The 17,356-nt window shown below is 59.5% G+C and carries 13 protein-coding genes; 8 read left to right on the forward strand and 5 right to left on the reverse strand.

Going from position 1 to position 17,356, the window contains the following annotated elements:
• Positions 1-108 precede the first annotated feature (108 nt).
• From EI290_RS16950 to EI290_RS16965, 4 genes are all read right to left on the reverse strand, one after another.
• Positions 109-1,419, reverse strand: coding sequence for an ABC1 kinase family protein (locus EI290_RS16950; RefSeq protein ID WP_125432798.1), 1,311 nt, complete (start codon positions 1,417-1,419; stop codon positions 109-111).
• 172 nt (positions 1,420-1,591) lie between these two features.
• Positions 1,592-2,260, reverse strand: coding sequence for a TetR family transcriptional regulator C-terminal domain-containing protein (locus EI290_RS16955; protein ID WP_125432800.1), 669 nt, complete (start codon positions 2,258-2,260; stop codon positions 1,592-1,594).
• A 123-nt stretch (positions 2,261-2,383) separates the two neighbouring features.
• Complete coding sequence (locus EI290_RS16960; RefSeq protein WP_125432802.1) at positions 2,384-3,706, reverse strand: cryptochrome/photolyase family protein; 1,323 nt, start codon at positions 3,704-3,706, stop codon at positions 2,384-2,386.
• A 104-nt stretch (positions 3,707-3,810) separates the two neighbouring features.
• The gene (locus EI290_RS16965) at positions 3,811-4,524 is read right to left on the reverse strand and encodes an SDR family NAD(P)-dependent oxidoreductase (RefSeq protein WP_125432804.1); all 714 of its coding nucleotides are present in this window, start codon (positions 4,522-4,524) and stop codon (positions 3,811-3,813) included.
• A gap of 159 nt (positions 4,525-4,683) precedes the next feature.
• On the opposite strand from EI290_RS16965, the gene rhuM reads away from it, so the two are divergent.
• From rhuM to EI290_RS16980, 3 genes are all read left to right on the forward strand, one after another.
• Positions 4,684-5,736, forward strand: coding sequence for a virulence protein RhuM/Fic/DOC family protein (gene rhuM / locus EI290_RS16970; RefSeq protein WP_125432806.1), 1,053 nt, complete (start codon positions 4,684-4,686; stop codon positions 5,734-5,736).
• A gap of 296 nt (positions 5,737-6,032) precedes the next feature.
• Positions 6,033-9,482, forward strand: coding sequence for a pyruvate carboxylase (locus tag EI290_RS16975; RefSeq protein WP_125432808.1), 3,450 nt, complete (start codon positions 6,033-6,035; stop codon positions 9,480-9,482).
• Between the two features lie 58 nt (positions 9,483-9,540).
• Positions 9,541-10,272: a hypothetical protein gene (locus tag EI290_RS16980; protein ID WP_125432810.1), complete on the forward strand. Its 732-nt coding sequence runs from the start codon at positions 9,541-9,543 to the stop codon at positions 10,270-10,272.
• A gap of 70 nt (positions 10,273-10,342) precedes the next feature.
• Here the strand turns inward: EI290_RS16980 and EI290_RS16985 are convergent, their stop codons facing one another.
• Positions 10,343-10,789, reverse strand: coding sequence for an META domain-containing protein (locus EI290_RS16985; RefSeq protein WP_125432812.1), 447 nt, complete (start codon positions 10,787-10,789; stop codon positions 10,343-10,345).
• A gap of 100 nt (positions 10,790-10,889) precedes the next feature.
• Here EI290_RS16985 and EI290_RS16990 point away from each other — a divergent pair, with 100 nt between their 5' ends.
• The 5 genes from EI290_RS16990 (at position 10,890) to EI290_RS17010 (ending at position 17,147) form a co-directional block, all read left to right on the forward strand.
• A complete protein-coding gene (locus EI290_RS16990) occupies positions 10,890-12,233 on the forward strand; it encodes a M20/M25/M40 family metallo-hydrolase (RefSeq protein ID WP_125432814.1) in 1,344 nt (447 codons plus the stop codon).
• 252 nt (positions 12,234-12,485) lie between these two features.
• Positions 12,486-13,316: a formylglycine-generating enzyme family protein gene (locus EI290_RS16995; RefSeq protein WP_185817049.1), complete on the forward strand. Its 831-nt coding sequence runs from the start codon at positions 12,486-12,488 to the stop codon at positions 13,314-13,316.
• Between the two features lie 99 nt (positions 13,317-13,415).
• Positions 13,416-15,959, forward strand: coding sequence for a type IA DNA topoisomerase (locus tag EI290_RS17000; RefSeq protein ID WP_125432818.1), 2,544 nt, complete (start codon positions 13,416-13,418; stop codon positions 15,957-15,959).
• A 10-nt stretch (positions 15,960-15,969) separates the two neighbouring features.
• Entirely contained in the window at positions 15,970-16,908 is a 939-nt protein-coding gene (locus tag EI290_RS17005; RefSeq protein WP_125432820.1) for a hypothetical protein, read from the forward strand.
• Positions 16,909-16,916: 8 nt separating this feature from the next.
• Positions 16,917-17,147, forward strand: a complete 231-nt coding sequence (locus tag EI290_RS17010) for a DUF2905 domain-containing protein (RefSeq protein WP_125432822.1) — start codon at positions 16,917-16,919, stop codon at positions 17,145-17,147.
• Positions 17,148-17,356: the final 209 nt, after the last annotated feature.

Raw genomic sequence — 17,356 nt, forward strand, 5'->3', positions numbered from 1 at the left:
GCTTTAAACTGTGCTAACACTCGGATGTTTTCCGGTTGAGCTGGTCAGTGGTAGAAATGCTTCTACACCGCTGAGTACAGCAGTCTGATTCTTAATGTTAACAGCCCCTTAGCTGGTCCGAATGTCGGCTCGCAATTCCGTAAGTAGTGCGTATAGGCCCACGTACGTGCGGTTGAGGTAGATAAAATGCTCGGAGCCGCGGGGCTCTCGTTGCTGCCGTAACTCGGGTTGCTGCATCAGGTCGTCGCCGAGGGCGTAGAGGCTTTGCATGTAGGCCGGGTCGCCGAAGTCGAAGGTGGACTGGCGGAAGGGGCGGCCCACCAGCTCCAGCGAAGCGCGCATGGTGCTGACGTAAAACTCACGGCGGGCTGAGGTATCCTCGGGGCGCAGGACGCCGCCTTCTTCCAGCAAGGCGGCCAGCTGGGCAGGGTTGGCGAGGGTTTCGGGCGCGAGTAGGGCCGTGAACAGGCGGTGCACATCGGCCGGAATTTCCTTCACGCAGCCAAAATCCAGCACGCCCACGGTGCCACCATCGGCAGCGGAGAGCAGGAAGTTGCCGGGATGCGGATCGGCGTGTACTTGCCGCAGCTCGTTGAGCTGAAACATGTAGAAGTCCCAGAGAGCCTGACCCAGCTGGTTGCGCACGGCCTGCGGCGGGTTGGTAGCCAGAAATTCCTTGAGGTGCTGGCCGGGTAGCCAGTCCATGGTAAGGATGCGGGCCGCCGACAGCGCGGGGTAGTATTGCGGAAACTGCAAATGGGCCAGTCCGGCGCAGGCTTGGGCAATCTGCTGGCCGCGGCGCAGCTCCAGGGCGTAGTCGGTTTCTTCGAGCAGGCGCGTTTCCACTTCCAGCAGGTAGGGCCGCACGGTGGCTTCATCAAGGCCCAGCACGCGCAGGGCAATAGGCTTCACCAGCCGGATATCGGAGCGGATGCTGTCGGCCACGCCGGGGTATTGCACCTTCACGGCCAGCTCTTTACCGCCTTTTCGAGCGAAATGCACTTGCCCAATGCTGGCCGCTTGCCGGGCTTCAATGTCAAACGCATCGAATACTTCAAACGGCGACTTGCCAAACGCCTCTCGAAACGTCTTCACCACCAGCGGGCCCGACAGCGGCGGCGTCTGGTACTGGGCCTGGGCAAACTGGTCGGCGTAGGCCGTGGGCAGGATGTTCTTTTCCATGGCCAGCATCTGAGCCACTTTCAGCACCGAGCCTTTCATTTCACTGAGCGTACCGTAGAGTTCCGCAGCATTGGCGGCGTGCAGGTCGGCGGCAGAGCTTTCGGCGCCCACGGCCCGCTTGGCGTAGTGCTTCACGTAGTTAGCTCCCACGTTAAGGCTGGTTTTGGCGAAACGCGCGGCGCGGGCCACTTTGGTGGTGGGCAGGGAGGAAAGTGGCTTGGGAGTGGAATCGGACATGGAAGGGAAGAAGGATTAGGGATAAAAGGCTGAGGGAGACCCAGTAATTGGCAAACCATTAACAACTTGCCAGCTTTGTGCCCATTTGCACGCAGCCCGTCGGCCTTCTGTAGTCTGAGAATAGAAGCTTGTGTTTTTTAATCAATCCTTTATCCCTCATCCTTTATCCTACTTACCACCGCACCAGAAACCGCACAAAATCCACGGCCGAATCCAGCGTGTTGCGGCCTACCAGATCGAAGCTCAGGGTGACGGCTTTTTCAACGGCGGCGTCGGTGCGCTCAAAATCCACGGTATCATCTTTGGCGAAGAAGCCGAGCAGGAACAGCTGCTGCTGCCAGAAAAAACGCGGATAGCCATCCTGCAGGAAATGGCGGCTGGCTACCTCCTCCGTGCGCCGGCCTTCGCGCAATAGCTCAGCCACAAATACCTCAAACTCCTGGCGGAAATCGTCGAGGACGCGGGGTGAAAGGCCGGGCATACGGTGCAAGGAACGGCGCAGACTCTGCAGGGCGTAGCTACGGTTGCGCTTCAGGATTTCGAGTAAGGTATAGTAGTAACCCAGCAACTTTTCGCGGCTACCGTACTCTTCCCACACTGGCTCACAGGCTGCTGTAGCGCGGGCCTCGCGGCCAAAGTCGGCCCAGATTTCCCGGTCGATGGCCTCAAAATTGGCGTAGCTGGCATAGAATTCCTTCTCGGCCAGGCCCAGCTTCTGCGTGAGCTTGAACACCGATATCGGCGGATGGCCTTTGCGCAGCACGTAGTCGAGGTAGGCTTGCTTGATGCGGGCTTTCGGCGAGGCGGCCGTTTCGGGGGCCACGGGTGGTTGCTGTTCCATAGTGCAGGTATAACAATGGTATTTCACGCAGGGTTTCGCAGTGGGTGGCGTAGGGTCTCGCAGTGTCGTTCAACGGTCCACTGCGAGACCCTGCGCCACCCACTGCGAGACCCTGCGTGAAACCTACTCCGCCGCGGCCCGGTAGGCGGCCCGCAACGTGTCAATGGCCCGCTGGCGGGCAAACTTATGGTCTACGATAGGGGCAGGGTAAGTAGCGGTACCAAACTCGGGCACCCAGCGCTTCACATAGGTGTAGTCGGGGTCGTAGCTCTCCAGCTGGCTTTGAGGGCTGTACACACGGAACCAGGGCGCGGCTACTACGCCGATGCCGGCCATCCACTGCCAGTTGCCCACGTTCTGGCTCATATCGTAGTCGAGGAGCTTGTCGGCAAAGTACCGGTCGCCCCAGCGCCAGTCGATGAGCAGGTGCTTTACCAGAAAACCAGCCGCCGCAATGCGGGCCCGGTTGGGCAGGTAGCCGGTGGCATTTAACTCGCGCATGCCGGCATCTACCAGTGGGTAGCCGGTGCGGCCCTCGCACCAAGCGGTAAATTCTGCCTCATTGTTGCGGTAAGGTACCTGGCGCAGACGGGGCTCGAAGCTTTCGGTGGCCGTGATAGGGTAGTGCCAGAGCAGCATCATGAAATAGTCGCGCCAGATGAGCTCGGCCAGCAGCTTGGGGTTGAGGGCCTGGGCCTGGCGCATGAGCTCCCGCACGCTCAGGGTGCCGAAGCGCAGGTGTACCGAGCGGCGCGTGCTGCTGTCCACGCGGCCGGGAGTATTGCGGGTGAGATGGTAGTTGCGCACCAGCGCCTCGGCCGGCAGTTCGTTGGCGGGCACCTCCTGGCGAAACTCCTCGAAGCCCATTGCGGCCAACGTGGGGCGGGCTGGGGCCTCCGGCAGCCGTGCCAGCCGCTCGGCAGTGAACAGCTCCTTCGACGGATGCGGCTGCAAATCCGAGTCTTGCAGCTTCTCCAGCCAGGCTTTGCGGTAGGAACCGAACGTACGCGCCGGCTTGCCGCTTTTACCCAGTAGCTCGTTTTTGGCAAAAATTACCTGGTCTTTCAGGGCCTGAAAGGTGGCGCTGTGCCGCTGGGCCAGTGCCGCCACGGCTGTGTCGCGCTCCGCGGCGTAGGGCTCGTAGTCCTCGTTGGTGTAGATGGCGGCTACTTCATACTGCGTCAGGAGTTGCTCGAAAACTCCCAGCGGCCGGCCGTAGAACGCCAGAAAATTGCCGCCGGCCTGCGCTGTTTCCTGCCCCAGCCGCTCTACCTGGTCGTAGATAAACGTAACGCGGGCGTCACGGCGGCTGGGTAGCAAATCCAGAATTTCCCGGTCATAAATAAACAGTGGCACCACCGGGTAGCCGCTTTGCAAAGCCGCCGCTAGGCCGGCGTTATCGTGCAGGCGCAGGTCGCGCCGGTGCCAGAAGAGCGTGATTTTCATGGTATAGAAGTGAGAAGGGGGGACATGAGAAGTGAGACTACGTTCTGCTAGACTTTTCGTCGCCAGCAGATAGTCTCACTTATCACTTCTTACGGTCTAAGAACTCATTTCAACCGCCCCATACCCCCATCTACGGGCAGTACCTGGCCCGTGACGAAGGAGCCATGGTCGGAGAGGAGGAAAGAGGTCATGTAGGCCAAGTCCTGCGGCTCGCCGATGCGCTGGAGTGGGTGGCGCTTGGCACTGGCTTCGGCTTTTTCGGGGGTATTGAGCAGGGCGGCGGCCAGGGGCGTGTTGGTGAGGGATGGGGCCACGCAGTTTACCCGAACACCGCTGGCGGCGTACTCGGCAGCCAGGGCGCGGGTGAGGCCCTCCACGGCGGCTTTGGCGGTGGCAATACTGGCGTGAAAGGCCATGCCCGTATCGGCCGCCACGGTGCTGAACAGCACCACCGACGCGCCGTTAGCTTTCTTCAGCCGCTTCATGCAGGCTTGCAGCACCTGCACCGCGCCCAGCACATTCAGCTCCAAATCAGCCCGAAAGTCCTCCGCCGGAATCCGCTCAAAAGGCCGCAGCTTGATGGAGCCGGGGCAGTACACCACGCCGTGCAGCACCTCCGGCAGGCCGTCGAGGACCGTGCCTACGGGCTGGGTTACGTCCAGCTCCACGAAGGTGGTGCCCAATTCGGCCAGCTCGGGCGAGTGGTGGCGGGAGGCGGTGAAGAGGTGGGCATTGAGCGTGTGCAGCAGCCGGGCCGTGGCCAGACCAATGCCCGAAGAAGCGCCCACAATAAGGATGTTCTTATCGGCGAATTCCATGCATGAGGTTGAGAGGTGAGCAGGTGGCATCACAACTGAACTTTGCCGGGAAAGTTTTGGGCATTGGGTTTCGTAGCCAGTTCCGAAGTCGGCTTGGCTTCCCGGGGCTGATTCTGCATATTGCTGAGTTGCTGCTCGTTTTACCCCGTTATTTCCTTTATGGAGCCTACCCAGGATATTTTGCTTTATCAGTCCGCCAACGGCCATGCGCAGCTGGAAGTGCAGCTGCAAAACGAAACCCTCTGGCTCACCCAGGCCCAGATGGTGGCGCTGTTTGGTCGTGACCAAAGTGTAATCAGCCGCCACTTGCGCACAATTTTTCAAACAGGTGAGTTGGTCGAATCCGACTGCGTGCGAAGTGCTGTTGACTTTCCTGTTTTCGCGGCTGAGAAGCTGGAAACGACTTCTATGCAAAAAATGCATAGAAGTCCGGGAGGTAAGAAAAAGAAGGACGGCCGCCCGGCCGACTACTACAACCTCGACGTTATCATCTCCGTGGGCTACCGCGTGAACTCCCGGCAGGGCACGCAGTTCCGGCAGTGGGCCACTGGGGTGCTGCGGCAGTATCTGGTGCAGGGCTACGCGCTGAATGAGAAGCGCCTGCGCGAAGACGCCCGCCACTTCACAGAGTTAAAACGCCTATTGCGGCTGCAAGGCGAGCTACTCGAAAACCAGGAGCTAACACCCGACCAGACCACCGCCCTGTTGCGCGTGCTCAGCGACTACGCCCGCGCCCTCGACGTGCTCGACCAGTACGACCATCAGCGCCTGCGCATTACCGGTACCACGCCCGATACGCCCTTCGAGCTAACCTACGAAGCCGCCCTGCAAGCCGTGGACGGCCTGCGCCGACAATTCGGCGGCAGCGTGCTGTTTGGGCGAGAAAAAGATGAGTCGTTTCAAAGCTCGGTACGCACCATTTACCAGAGCTTTGACGGCGTAGAACTGTACCCCAGCGCGGAAGAAAAGGCAGCCAACCTGCTCTATTTCGTGGTAAAGAACCACTCCTTCTCGGATGGGAACAAGCGCATTGCAGCCTTCCTGTTTGTGTGGTTCATGGACAAAAATCACTGCCTCTACAAACCCGACGGCTCCCGCCGCCTTGCCGACAACGCCCTGGTAGCTCTCACCCTCCTTATTGCCGAGAGCAAGCCTGAGGATAAGGACGTGATGGTGAAGCTGGTCGTCAACCTCATCAACCAGGAAAACTGAGTGTAGAGACGCGACACTTCGCGTCTTCCCGTTGAACAGCCTTGCCTGGACTTCCCTTCGTGCGACGCCGCTACTCCTGCCACCCTCCAGAAAAAGCCTAATCCGCTCTGCATAAACAACCTCAGCAACGATAAGACGCGAAGTGTCGCGTCTCTACAACCGCCCTATCATCAACTTTTTACAAACCTTGTTTTCTGCGAAAAAATATCTTTCAGCAAAAATTCGCTAACGAATCCCGCCCCGTTGCGTAGCTTGCACCGCCTCTCTGTTCCACTTTTCCTCTTCTCCTGAAACTGATGAACATCCGCAAACTGCTGGTCGCCAACCGGGGCGAAATTGCCATTCGCGTGCTGCGTGCCGCCACCGAGTTGGGCATTCAAACGGTTGCCATCTACACCTACGAAGACCGGTATTCGCTGCACCGCTACAAAGCCGACGAAGCCTACCAAGTGGGCCGCGACGATGAGCCGCTCAAGCCCTACCTCGATATTGAAAGCATCATCCGTACGGCCAAGGAGAACGGGGCCGACGCCATTCACCCCGGTTACGGCTTCCTGAGCGAAAACGCCACCCTGGCCCGGCGCTGCCGCGAGGAAGGCCTCATTTTCGTGGGGCCGCGCCCCGAGGTGATGGAAGCCCTCGGCGACAAGGTGGCCGCCAAGCGGGTGGCTGTGGAGTGCCAGGTGCCCATCATCGAGAGCAGTGAACAGGACCTGACCGACCTCAACGTGGCCCTGGAGGAAGCCCACCGCATCGGCTACCCCGTGATGCTGAAGGCGGCCAGTGGGGGCGGGGGGCGCGGTATGCGCGTAATTCGGGACGATGAGCAGCTGGAGCGCGGCTTTTTTGAGGCCCGCAATGAGGCCCTCAAAGCCTTCGGAGATGATACCGTGTTTCTGGAGAAGTTTGTGGAGCGGCCCAAGCACATTGAGGTGCAACTGGTGGCCGACAACCACGGCGGCCTCACCCACCTGTATGAGCGGGACTGCTCGGTGCAGCGCCGTTACCAGAAAGTGGTGGAAGTAGCCCCGTCGCTGCACCTGCCTGACCACCTGCGCCACCTGCTGTACGAGTACGCCCTGCGCCTGGGCCGGGCCGTGAACTACAACAACGTGGGCACCGTGGAATTCCTGGTGAACCCCGAGCAGGACCGCATCTACTTTATTGAGGTGAACCCGCGCATTCAGGTGGAGCACACCGTGACGGAGATGATAACCGGCGTGGACCTCATCAAAACCCAGCTGCATATTGCCGACGGCCGCCGCCTCCAAGACGCCGAAATCGGGCTGGGGCCGGATAGTACGCCGCTAAAGATGGGCTACGCCATCCAGTGCCGCATTACCACCGAGGACCCTGAGCAGGATTTCAAGCCCGACTATGGCACTATTACGGCCTACCGCTCGGCGGGCGGCTTCGGCATCCGGCTCGACCAGGGCTCGGTGTATACCGGGGTGAAGGTGTCGCCATTCTTTGACTCCCTTCTGGTGAAAGTGTCGGCCCACGCGCCCACGCTGGAAGGCGCAGCCCAGAAGATGGCCCGCACCCTCGACGAGTTCCGGGTGCGCGGGGTGAGCACCAACATTCAGTTTTTGCAGAACATCATTGCCCACCCGGTGTTCATGGCCGGCGAGGCCAACGTGGACTTCATCAAAGACCACCAGGAGCTGTTCAAGTTCAAGCCCCGCCAGGACCGGGCCACCAAGGTGCTCAGCTTCCTGGGCGACGTGATTGTGAACGGCAACCCCGACGTGCGCGGCCTCCTGGACCCCAAGCGGGAGCTGCGCAAGCCCCGCCTCCCGCACTTCGACCCCAGCACGCCCCCGCCGCCCGGCACCAAGGACAAACTTACCGAGCTGGGCCCCGACGAATTTGCCAAGTGGCTGCGCGCCGACCCGCAGATTCATTACACCGACACGACGCTGCGCGATGCCCACCAGAGCCTGCTGGCTACCCGCATGCGCACTTTTGATATGTTGAAGGTGGCCGAGCGGTACGCTCATCAGCACCCCCAAACTTTCTCGTTGGAATGCTGGGGTGGAGCTACGTTTGATGTGGCTTTGCGTTTCCTGCACGAAGACCCTTGGGAGCGGCTGGCCAAGCTGCGGGCCGCCGTGCCCAATATTTTGCTGCAGATGCTGATTCGGGGGGCCAACGGCGTGGGCTACAAAGCCTACCCCGACAACCTGACGGAGCGGTTTGTGGAGCAGGCCGCCGAAACCGGCATCGACGTGTTCCGCATCTTCGACTCGCTGAATTGGATGAAGGGCATGGAGGCCTGCATCGGGTTCGTGCGTAACCGCACCGACCGGCTGGCCGAGGCCTGCATCTGCTACACCGGCGACATCCTGGACCCCAGGCGCAACCAGAAGTACAACCTCAACTACTACCTGCGCCTGGCCCGGCAGATTGAGGATGCCGGGGCCCACATTCTGTGCATCAAGGACATGGCCGGGCTGCTCAAGCCCTACGCCGCCACTGAGCTGATAACCGCCCTGCGCGACACCATCAAGCTGCCCATTCACCTGCACACCCACGACACCAGCTCCCTGCAGCCCGCTACCTACCTGAAGGCCGTGGAAGCCGGCGTGGACGTAATTGACGTGGCCCTGGGTGCCCTGTCGGGCCTTACATCCCAGCCCAACTTCAACGCCGTGGTAGAGATGCTGCGCGGGCAGGAGCGCCACCGGGAGTTCAACCAGGAGTCGCTTAACGAGTTCAGCAACTACTGGGAAACCGTGCGCGAGTATTACTACCCCTTCGAGTCGGGGCTGAAGGCGGGCACCTCGGAGGTGTTCCAGCACGAAATTCCGGGCGGGCAGTACTCCAACCTGCGGCCCCAGGCGGCTTCGCTGGGCCTGCTGGATAAGTTTGAAACTGTGAAAACCACCTTTGCCGAGGTCAACCAGCTGTTCGGAGATATTGTGAAGGTGACGCCCTCGTCGAAAGTGGTGGGGGACATGGCCCTGTTCCTGGTCAGCAACAACCTCACCACCCGCGACGTGCTGGAGAAGGGCCACACGCTCAACTTCCCCGAGTCGGTGCGGGAGCTGTTCCGCGGCGACATCGGGCAGCCCGAAGGCGGCTGGCCCCGGGAGGTACAGCAGGTGATTCTCAAGGACGAGCAGCCCTTTACCGACCGGCCCAACGAGCACTTGGCTCCCGTTGATTTCGAGGCCGAAGAAGGGAAATTCGAGCAGAAATTCGGGCGCCGCGGCAAGTTCACCGACGTGCTGTCGTGGCTGCTGTACCCCAAGGTGTTCGAGCAGTACTGGCAGCACCGCGAAGAGTACGGCGACGTAGCGGTGGTGCCTACGCGGGTGTTCTACTACGGCCTGCAGCCTGGCGAGGAAACCATCATCGACATTGCCCGGGGCAAGAGCATCATTGTGGGCCTGCAGAGCATCGGGCCGGTAAACGAAGATGGCTGCCGCACCATCTTCTTCACTCTCAACGGACAGACCCGCAACCTGGAAATCCGCGACACGTCGGTAGAAGTGAAGCGGGTGCTCAACCCCAAAGCCGACAAAAGCAACCCCCGCCAACTGGGCGCTCCGCTCCAGGGTATGCTCTCGAAAGTGCTGGTAGAAAGCGGCCAGCAGGTGCGCAAAAACGAGCCGCTGTTCATCATTGAGGCCATGAAGATGGAAACCACCATCACCGCCCCCGACGATACCACCGTGCAGGCCGTAAGTCTGGGCGAAGGCAGCTTGGTAAACGCCGATGATCTGGTGCTCACCCTGAGCTGACACTACTGAATTCTGACCGGAAAGTGATAGTTTAGATCAGAAACTACTTTTTCTTGTGATGACTATTCGTATTTCGTTGAGTGGGCTAGCTATCCTGCTGGCCGCTACAGCCCAAGCTCAGCAGGCACCTATCGGACAGGTGGGGGCCGCTGCGCAGGCAAATCTGGATGCGCTTACCACTGGCGCCGCCACCGTGGTGCCACGGAGTGGGGCCTACGGCACCATTGGTTCGCCCTACCTGGATAAACGCTGGCTGCCGGGCCGCCTGCAAATGACCAACGGAGTACCTATGGCGCCGGTGCCGCTTAAATACGATGTGCTGAACCATCGGCTAATGATGCTGCCGCTGAACCGTCGGGACTCGCTGCTGCTGGACGACCGGAAACTGGCCAGCTTCCAGCTGGAGGAACCTGCCATAAACGCTACCGGAATACGGTTGCGCACGTTTCGGCGGTTTCTGGAAGCACCGGAGGCCGCCCTCCGCTCAGAATATGTGGAGGTGCTGCACAGTGGCAAGTACACCTTGCTTAAGCGCCACATCAAGCAGCTGCGCAAGGCCAATTACCAGGGCCCGTATAGCAGTGGCGAGCAATATGACCAGATTGATGACAAGAGCAACTATTTCCTGCTGCGTCCGGATGCACGACTGGTGCCGGTGAAGCTGACGCTGAAAGCTATGCAGGCAGCCGCCCCCGAGCTGGCTCAGGCATTGAAAGCGGCTCCGGGTGCAAGCTCAGCTAAGGCAGAAGAAGAATGGGTGGCTGTATTGGCCACCGTCGACGCGAAATAGACAACTCCCTTGCACAAGCCAGGGGCCGTTTCTCTTTGAGGGAAGCGGCCCCTGATCTTTTTCTGGCAAGCTAGCGGCTGCGGTGCAGCTCGGCAGCAGGAGTAGTGCCCGTTTCCGAATACAAGCGTAGCGTGTCGCCGCTGATGCGGTAGGTCCGGGTAGCCTGCAACGCACCCATAAAACCGGATTCGGTGGCCAGATCGGGGCAGGCCATTTTGGTGCTTAATAGTGGTCCAAAGCGCAGCTGATTAGGAGCCGCTACTTCAGCGGGCCCCCGAAACCGGTTGCAACCACCCAGTCCCTCTGCCTGGGCCTCCGTGGCAGAAAGCTGTAGGTAGGGCTGCTGAGTAGCAGAGGGCGCAACTGGCTGACTGTTGAGCGAGTGGAGCACCCATTTGGTTGCCCGGAGCTCGGCGGCTGGAGTAGCAGGCGCTGCTGCTGTTCCGGAATTTTCGGTAGTAGGAGCGGTGGTTTGGCAGGCGGCCAAACCCAGGAGTACGGCAAATATGGAGCGCATAGGACGTGCGAAAAGTAATAAACAGAAGCACCTGCGAAAACAGGTGCCGAATGGGCACGCAAATTGTACCGCGTACAGAACAAAATGGTTATTTTGCGGTATGCGAAAATTCCCCCCCTTCGTTCTGTTCCTCGCTCTATTTAGTGCTTACGCTTACGCTCAGAAAAAACCGGCTACTGTTTCATCCGCTGCTTCCGGCGTATCGGCGGCTACGGTAGAGCGGGTTGTGCGCGCCCTGGCTGCTGACGATATGCAGGGCCGTGCCACTGGCAAGCCCGGTAGCGTTAAAGCCGCTGAGTTTCTGGCCGCCGAGTTCCAGCGTATTGGCCTGGAGCCACTGCCGGGCCTATCAAGCTTTATGCAGCCATTTCCGGCCTACGAGGCCCGCACCGCGGCTGCCTTCGTGTCCATTAACGGCACCAAGGTAGCCCCCGATAAGCTGCTGCTGATTTCCGGCCAGCCCCATCTGAACTGGACGGAGGCCGACGAGCCGGCGGCCCGGGTGGTAACCATCGGCCCCCAGGACAACCTGATGAAGGAAATCCGCCCGCTGCTAGATCCTAAGGAAAATACCATCGTATTGATTGACCCCGTGCAGGCGGCCGCTTTCAACCGGGTGGCAGGCTATGTAAAGCGCGGCGGGTTGCGGGCCGAAAAGCCGGCGCCGTTTACCACCCTGCTCATTCTGGCTCCGCCAGCAGCTATGCCTCTCAAGTTTCAGGTGGCCGCCACTACCACCATCCGCACCGTGGAGCTGCGCAACGTGGTGGGCGTACTGCCCGGTAAGGATGCCGCCCGCACCGCCGAGCAGGTAGTGTTCAGTGGGCACTACGACCACCTGGGCTTCCTGCCCGCCGTGGCCGGCGACTCCATTGCCAACGGTGCCGACGACGACGCCAGCGGTACTACCGCCGTGGTAGCCCTGGCTGAGCATTTCAAGAAAAAGAATGACAACGCCCGCCCGCTGGTGTTCGTGGCCTTCACGGCTGAGGAAATCGGGGGCTTTGGGGCGCGTCATTTTTCCAAGCAGCTTGACCCCAAAAACGTGGTGGCCATGTTCAATATTGAAATGATTGGCAAGCAGGCCAAGTTTGGTCCCAACACGGCCTTTATCACCGGTTTTGACCGCTCCGACTTCGGCAAAATGCTCCAGGACAATGCCAAGGGCACGGTGTTCCGCTTTGAGCCCGACCCTTATCCCGAGCAAAACCTGTTCTATCGCTCCGATAACGCCACTCTGGCCCGTCTGGGCGTACCGGCCCACACCATCAGCACCGACCAGATTCCGACTGATAAGAAGTATCACTCCGTGGATGATGAGGTGGAAACCCTGGACCTGCCCAACATGACGGCCGTTATTACCGGCATTGCCCGGGCCGCCGCCGGTATCGTCAGCGGCCAGCAAACGCCCACTCGCATTGCTCCTGAAACGGTGAAGCAGTAGCGCGGCTACAACGGGCCCTGGCGCCAATTAACGGGGAGAAGGGTCCAGTGCACCGGACTTTTCTCCCCGTTATCTTTGTTGATTCCGTAGGCGGTTATGGATTGCGTGTTTATTCTTATTCGAAGTATGTTAATGCGTAGTTTGTCAGTAGTACTATTATGCTTGCTGTCTTCAATTTGGGCGGAGGCCCAGCGTAAATCAAGGATATTGCCTGAGCCTCCAGGATGTGTACCGGTATCCGATAACCTCTATATGGATGAGGCAGAGCTAGCCAATATTCACAGGCTGGAATATTTGCATCATATTCGGCAAGATTCCTCGGATGCTTTCTATAGAAGTCAAATTCCTGATTCTACCGTGTGGGATACAAATGACAGAGAAATTGATGGCCACGCATCAGGCCCATTCACGGCTTACTATTTCAGGTACCCAGGCTTTCGGTACTACCCATTAGTAGGCGTGAGTTACGAGCAGGCTGTAGCGTATTGCCGTTGGCGGAGCAACATGGTCAACGCTGGCTATTTCCAGTCAGCGGAGTTCCAGCGGAAGTACCCGGAGCTGCGCAATTTCACTGTATTGGCCGAATATCGCCTGCCCACGGAAGCCGAATGGGAGCAGGCTGCGGCTGGTGGCTTGCCAATCGGTACTGAACCGTTACAGCTGGTGCCACCGTCTTCCAAATCCAGCTTCAAACCTCTGCAACTGCGCAAGGAAAAGGCCTTGGATTCCTGCCTGACTGCTCTGGTTTTACCCAAGGGTAAGGCTGTATTTCGGCTTCCCTACACGTTGCTGGAAAACTTCATTTCAGAGAAGAATGGCCAGCCATTCTTCTGTGCCGCGTATCGGCAGTTTTTCACGGAATACATCTACAATCATCCGCCAACTGCAAACAAACTGTACAACATTATTGGCAACGTGGCTGAGCTAACGGCAGTCAAAGGAGTAGCAAAAGGTGGCTCGTTTCGGTCGTCGGTGCGGCAGATTACGGTGCGTTCCCGGCAGTTGTATCAAGGTCCGCAATCCTGGCTAGGGTTTCGGTGCGTAGCTACGGTGCGGATGGTGCCCAAAACTGCTGCACGGTAGGGCATATCCTCGCTGCATTCCGACCTTTCTGCGCTGTATCTTTGTTGATTCTCCACTGGCTTTATTCCAGTAGTATCATCCACTTGAGAGAAACAACGAGTGAAAGTTTGCATTGCCGAAAAGCCCAGCGTGGCCCGCGAAATTGCCCAGGTGCTGGGTGCCAACCGCAAAATGGACGGCTACTTCGAGGGCAACGGCTACCAGGTAACCTGGACGTTCGGCCACTTCTGCCAGCTGCGCGAGCCTGAGGACTACCGCCCCGAGTGGAAGCGCTGGAGCATTCACGATTTGCCCATGTTGCCCGATACGTTCGGCATCAAGCTCATGCGCCGCGACGACGGCGTAGTGCGGCAGTTCAACGTGATTAAAAACCTGCTGGCCTCGGCCGAGGAAGTTATTAACTGCGGCGACGCCGGGCAGGAGGGGGAGGTGATTCAGCGCTGGGTGCTGCTGGAAGCCAAGTACCGCAAGCCCACCAAGCGCCTCTGGATTTCCTCCCTCACCGAAGAAGCCATCCGCCAGGGCTTCCAGAACCTGCGCGAGGGCTCGGAGTTCGACTCACTCTACCAGGCCGGCAAAAGCCGCGCCGTGGGCGACTGGCTGCTGGGCCTGAACGCCACCCGCTTGTTCACGCTCAAGTACGCACCCGGGCAGCGGCAGGTGCTCAGCATCGGGCGGGTGCAGACGCCCACGCTGGCCCTGCTGGTAGACCGGCACCACGAAATCCAGAACTTCCGGCCCGAGCCCTACTGGGTGCTGCGCACCGAGTACCGCGGCACCATGTTCAGCCACGTGGCCGTGGTGAAAAAAGGCAAGGACGACGACGAGCCCGACGAAAAAGCCCGCCTGAAGGCCCGCGGCTACTTCGTGACCCAGGAGGAAGCCGACGCGGCCCTGGTCCAGGTAACCGGCCAGCCCCTCACGGTGACGAACGTGGAAATCAAGAAGGCGCTGGAGAGTCCGCCCGCGCTGTTCGACCTGACCTCCCTGCAGGTGCAGTGCAACAACCAGTTGGGCCTCTCGGCCGAGGACACGCTCAAAACCGTGCAGGGCCTTTACGAGAAGAAAGTGGTGAGCTACCCCCGCGTGGACACCACCTTCCTGCCCGACGACCAGTACCCCAAAATTCCCGGCATCCTGCGTGGGCTGGGCGGAGTGCACGCGGCCCTGGCGGCCCCGCTGCTGGCGGGCGGCAAAATCCGCAAGAGCACCAAGGTGTTCAACAACCAGAAGGTGACGGACCACCACGCCATCATCCCGACCGGAGCTAGTGCCAATAGCCTGCACGGCACCGAGCAGCAGGTGTACGACATCATCACGCGCCGCTTTCTGGCCGCGTTTTACCCCGATTGTGAAGTCTCAAACACTACCGTAACGGCCGATGTGGCCGGGCGCACCTTCCGGGTGCGGGGCCGCCAGATTCTGAGCCCCGGCTGGCGCGAAGTGTACGGCGACCCGGAGAAGCAGCAAGCCCCCTCGGCCCCTAAAGCCGCCGGTGAGGGCGACGACGATGTGGTGAGTACCGTGCTGCCCAGCTTCCAGAAAGACGAAACCGGCCCCCACAAGCCCCGCCTCGACGCCAAGCAGACTCAGCCTCCACGCGAGTACTCGGAGGCTATGCTGCTGCGCGGTATGGAAACCGCCGGCCGCAACGTGGACGACGAGGAACTGCGCCAGGCCATGAAGGAAAATGGCATCGGCCGCCCCTCCACCCGCGCCGCCATCATCGAAACCCTGTTCAAGCGCGGCTACATCCGCCGCGACCGGAAGAAGATTGTACCCACGCCCACCGGCGTCGAGCTCATCGGCCTCATCCGCAACCCCACGCTAAAATCGGCGGAGCTGACGGGGCAGTGGGAGCGGAAGCTGCGCCAGATTGAAGGCGGCCAGCTCGACCAGGAGCAGTTTCTGGGCGAGCTGAAGCAGCTGGTGCGCGAAATGGTGCTGGAAGTAAAGCACGACGGCTCCGGCCGCGCCGTAACGGTAGCCAACGCCACGCAAGTTGCGCCTGCCGCTGGCAAACCCATCCCCACTCGCCCAACAACCAACAACCAACAACCAGCAACTAACCAAGGTCTGGGGCCGTGCCCGGCCTGCGGCAGCGGCCACGTGCTGCGCGGAAAATCGGCTATGGGCTGCTCCCGCTGGAAGGAGGGGTGCCAATTCCGGCTGCCGGTGGAGTTCGAGGGCAAGAAGTTTACCGATAAGCAGGTGGGTGACCTGCTCAAGAAAGGGCGCACTCAGGTAATGCAGGGCTTCCTGGACGAGGCCGGCAACAAGTTCGGGGCCGCCATCCGGCTCACGCCCGACCGGACGCTGGAGTTGGTGCGCGCCGCCGAAAGCAAGCCCACCACCGCCCAGGACCCCGGCCAGATACCCTGCCCGGTGTGCCGTCTGGGCCAGATGCTGAAGGGCAAAAGTGCCTGGGGCTGCTCCCGCTTCCGCGAGGACTGCCAGTTCCGGGCCCCATTCGAGTGGGGCGGCAAAACCCTCACCGACGCCCAGATGAACCAGCTCCTGCGCAAAGGCAAAACCGGCGTCATCCGCGGCTTCATCTCCAGCAAAACCGGTAACCGCTACGAAGCCGCATTGCAGGTAGGGGCCGACGGGCGCATTGAGCCGGTGTTTGACAACAAGGGGTAAGCTTTATTCTATGCTGAAAACGTGCTGCGTATTTTTACTACTGCTGGTTTCTACTGTGACTGTCTTAGCTCAGTCCCAAGGGAAATTAGCCAAATTGAACTCCGATGCTGCAGTGCAGCAAGTAGTAAGGTCGCTGGATGATTACTACAAGAATTTCAAGGTAGATTCCCGCCTTCGGTTCGAGGACAAGCGGGTACAAAAAATATATCAACGAGAGAAAATCAAAGCGTGGGAAAAAGCAGATGTTGATGGAAATGGCCTGATTGATCTGCTGATAACCGGCACCCATTACGATGACGAAAGCAAAGTCATCTGTGTGTTGGATATGGGTGACAGTCTGGTATTGGAAGATTTTGGCCGGCAGTTTTACCAGTATTGTCCGGTAGCGCGCATCGTTTACCAAGGTGCCCAGCCGCTGATTGCTTACGCCGATTACCATAAGCCCTTTCTGACAACAGAACAGTTAGAGGAAGATGGCCGTCAGCAATTCCTGCTGACCTATCGTTTTGGAGGATTAGTTGAGTATAATTCTACTCCCACGAGCACCAAAATAGATAGTCTGCTGTATACGTCTCACTTTGCCTATCACGAGGTCGAGGAAATAACAATTGGCATTGGACCTCAGGATAGTGTCACCTATCACTCCTGTGAGTATCCGGTATTGAATGAGGCTGAAAAGAAGAGTGAGGACCTAACCACTACGCTCAATACCTCTGCACAACAACAGCTTAGCGAGTTAGTGAATTACTTGCAACCGGACAAGCTGAAGCGTGCATACCGGATTGGTTATAACCATGTGCCATACATTGCGCTGCGTATAGTGTATGCTGATGGCCGCCGGTTGCAGGTAGGCGATAGGGGTGGCATAGGCTCATTTGGATTGACTCGGCTCTATACGCTGTTGGAGTCGCTACGCAAAACGCAGACTTGGATGCCAACTAAAAAATAATCCTTCCTATGCCTCCCCACCTCGGTAAAACGCTGTTTCTGCTCGGCCTGGGCCTGATGGTACTAGGGGCGCTGCTGTGGCTGGGCGGGGGCAACCTGCTGGGCTGGTTCGGGCGGCTGCCGGGCGACGTGCGGGTGGAGCGGCCGGGCTTCCGGCTGTACGTGCCCTGGGTGTCGATGCTGCTGGTGAGTGCGGGACTGAGCGCGCTGCTGTGGCTGGTGCGGAAGCTGGGCGGGTAAGCAGGCGGAAATCCAATTGAAGCAGGGGTAGAGAGTAGGTAGGAAGAGCAATATTCCGGAGGTGAAACCACTTTTGGTAGAGTTGCGGAGACAGAAAGGCACTTCCGGCAACGTGCCCGATAACGTTTGCGCAAAAAATAGCCAGGTGAGGAGCAGGCGGGGCCAACTATTCCGCTAACCTTAACAACTATTCAGGCCAAAACTACCCG

It is taken from the genome of Hymenobacter metallilatus (assembly GCF_003944705.1).
GTDB classification, from domain to species: Bacteria; Bacteroidota; Bacteroidia; order Cytophagales; family Hymenobacteraceae; genus Hymenobacter; species Hymenobacter metallilatus.